The sequence below is a fragment of the Cytophagia bacterium CHB2 genome, assembly GCA_030263535.1.
Lineage (GTDB): Bacteria > Zhuqueibacterota > Zhuqueibacteria > Zhuqueibacterales > Zhuqueibacteraceae > Coneutiohabitans.
In genome coordinates this window covers 1-3,086 of the sequence record SZPB01000544.1, presented here as the reverse complement: position 1 = coordinate 3,086, position 3,086 = coordinate 1, and the positions used below count along the sequence as shown (strand labels likewise).

General features: G+C 53.8%; 2 protein-coding genes. Both read left to right on the top strand.

Going from position 1 to position 3,086, the window contains the following annotated elements; genetic code table 11:
* The first annotated feature begins 336 nt into the window (after positions 1–336).
* Positions 337–1,149 (top strand): ribosome small subunit-dependent GTPase A, encoded by an 813-nt coding sequence (gene rsgA, locus FBQ85_28690; protein ID MDL1879111.1) that lies wholly within the window; start codon positions 337–339, stop codon positions 1,147–1,149.
* Between the two features lie 222 nt (positions 1,150–1,371).
* Entirely contained in the window at positions 1,372–3,018 is a 1,647-nt protein-coding gene (locus FBQ85_28685) for a M28 family peptidase (protein MDL1879110.1), read from the top strand.
* Positions 3,019–3,086: the final 68 nt, after the last annotated feature.

The following is a 3,086-nucleotide window of genomic DNA, read 5'->3' as shown; positions in this document are numbered from 1 at the left end:
TCTCCTATTCATCATAGGTTTGCCAAGCTTGTTATCGTCCATATTTCCATATTCAGACCCGGCAATATTCGCGGGGCATGCAATATTCGCATTCTTAGCGCCGGTACTCTCGGCACTGTTCATCGTACGGTTAACCTCCATCTCCAGAAAGGCAACTGTATAGATGATCGAACCGCGCATTGGCTTTGAAGGTCTAATGAATTTGATGCCCAACACGGCTTGCACGGCGCCGCGTCCTGCTGGTTTCGACGTTCCGTCGTTTGATTCCAAATATGCATTTAGCTGAAACAGGAGATTCCCTTTAACTCAAGCATCATTCATTAAAATCATCGCGTCATGAAAGATTTGAGCAAAATCGAGCAGAAGCAATTGCGCCATCTTTTGCAGGAGAAAAAAGAGCGCATGCTGAGGTGGGAGGAAGGAGACGGCGAGTTCGACGGCGTTGAAAGCGCGCCGAATGATTTACTGCGTGAATCCCTGATTCATCAGGCCGCGCCGAGCTTCGAACAATTGGTAATCGTCCAGGCCTTGTCGCCGCCCGCGCTTTCCCTGGCCAATATCGATCGCGGCTTGATCATCGCCCAGATTGAGGACGTCGAGCCTCTCATCTGTCTGACGAAACTCGATCTCGTGATCGCACGCGCCGAGGCCGACAAGATCGCGCGTATTTATCGCGAGCTGGGCTATCACGTGCTGCTCACTTCAGCTCTCACCGGCGAAGGCATGTCCTCGTTGCGTGAGCGGCTGGAGAACAAGCATTCCGTGCTGCTGGGAGAGGCCGGCGCCGGGCGCAAATCGTTGCTGCGCCGCCTGGATGCGGGATTTGAGAGCAAATGCAAAACGCGGGAATTGACCCTGGAGGCGCACAACGGCGCGGCCCTTCAGTGTTTCGTCAAGCATCATGATTTGGGCCGGGGCCTGGAGATTACCTTTCTCGACGGCCTGAGCGTGGCGGGCTTCTTGAACGTGAAACGCGAAGAAGCGCGCTTGTATTACGATGAATTTCGCGATTTCACGGATGATTGCGAAAGCGCAGAATGTCTGCACGCGCAAGAAACAGGCTGCGCCGTCAAACAGGCCGTGGCCCGGGGCGAGGTGGCAAAGCTGCGTTATAAATCTTACAGCGAAATTATACAGGCCCTTGCATAAACGCCGCCGGCAAAATTTTGCTTGCGCGATTTGCAGCATTTCGTTATCTTGCCGTGCGTTTCATGGTAATACCTCCTGGTGTTTGCCGCTAGAGCCTCACGGTTCTAGCGGCATTTTTATTTTGATTCTCTCGCCCAGAATATTTTTTACCTCGCTTCGTATTGCCGCACCAGCGGCAGCTTCGCCGAACGGAACTGCAACTCTTTTGTCAAAGGAACATTCATGCAAAGGATGATGAGCAAAATTGCGGCTGTGTTTGGGTTGATGATGTTGTTAAGCGCATGCGCCACCTCCAACAAACAAATGGCGGCAAGTGGAGGGGCGCCCTCCAGCACCACGGATGATTTGAGCCGGCATCTCAGCTTTCTGGCCTCGGATGAATTGCAGGGCCGCGATACCGGTTCCGAAGGTTTACAGCGCGCGACAGAATATGTGGCAAATGAATTGAGCCGGTTGCAGCTCAAGCCCGCCGGCGAAAACGGAACGTATTTTCAAAACTACCGGCTCATCAGCCGCCAGTTAACCGACAGCACCATGATAACCATCGCAGGCAGCCAGACGGCTTCCTTTCGTTTCAAACACGATTTTTTTCCCTATCTGCAAAGCTTGCACGATGGGCGCGAGACCATCTCCGGCGAGGTGGCGTTCGTGGGCTATGGCATTACCGCGCCGGAATTTCAATACGATGATTTTGCCGGCATCGATGTGAAAGATAAAATCGTGCTGGCGCTGCGGCATGAGCCGCAAACGCCGGATACCTCCGCGCGCTTTGCCGGCGCAGAAACCACGCGCCATAGCTATATCAACGTAAAAGCGCGCGCGGCAGAAGCGGCCGGCGCAAAGGCGATTATCATCGTGAATACGCCCAACGACAGCGGACCGTCGTACTATGTCGAATTCAAACAGGTAATCGACTATCTCGCGCAGCCTTTGATGCAACTTGCTGACAAACAAGCTGAGGAGCAAGGGCAGAGCATCCGCGTAATCCTGGCCGACGTTAAGCTGGCGGACGCACTCTTGCACGGCAGCGGCAAAAGCCTGTCGCAATTGCAAACGCAAATCGACGGGACGATCACCCCCAACTCCTTCCTGTTCGACCGGCAAACCTTTTCACTCACGATTGACGTCAAAACCAAGCCAGTGCAAGCATCCAATATTCTCGGCTTGCTCGAGGGCAGCGACTCGCAATTGAAACACGAGGCTGTGGTTTACAGCGCGCATCTCGATCATGTGGGGCTGAACGCCAGCGGCGAAATTTTCAATGGCGCAGATGATGATGCTTCCGGCAGCTCCGCTGTGCTGGAAATCGCTGAAGCCTATGCCACCAGCAGCCGCAAACCCAAGCGCAGCATGCTGTTCGTTTGGTTTACGGGCGAAGAGAAAGGGCTGCTCGGTTCGGAATACTATGCCGAAAATCCGGTGGTGGCCCTGAACAACACGGTTGCCAATCTTAATATGGACATGGTCGGGCGGGTGCGCCAGCCGGGCGATAGCAATCCCAAAAACGCCGGCCTGGCCGAAGAGCAAACCATCTACGTCGTGGGCGGCCATCAAAATCCTGAATTGAAAGACATCAACGAAGCCTCGGCGCGCGCCGTTGGCCTGTTTTGCGATTATCGTTATGGCGATCCGAATCATCCCAAACGCGTGTATTATCGCAGCGATCATTACAACTTTGCGCGGCACGGCGTGCCCGTGTTGTTTTTCACCACCGGCGAGCACGAAGATTATCATCAAATCACCGATGACATCGAAAAGATCGATTTTCGCAAGTTGCAACGTGTGGCGCAAATGGCATTTCTCACGGGCTGGCAGGTCGCAAATCAAGCAAAGCGCGCCAAACCGGTGAATGTGCCGGCCAGCAACTAGTTTGCTGTTACCTTGAAAAGTATGTCCCACACAGTCATCCAGAATGGAACTTGTGAAGTTACGGGCAT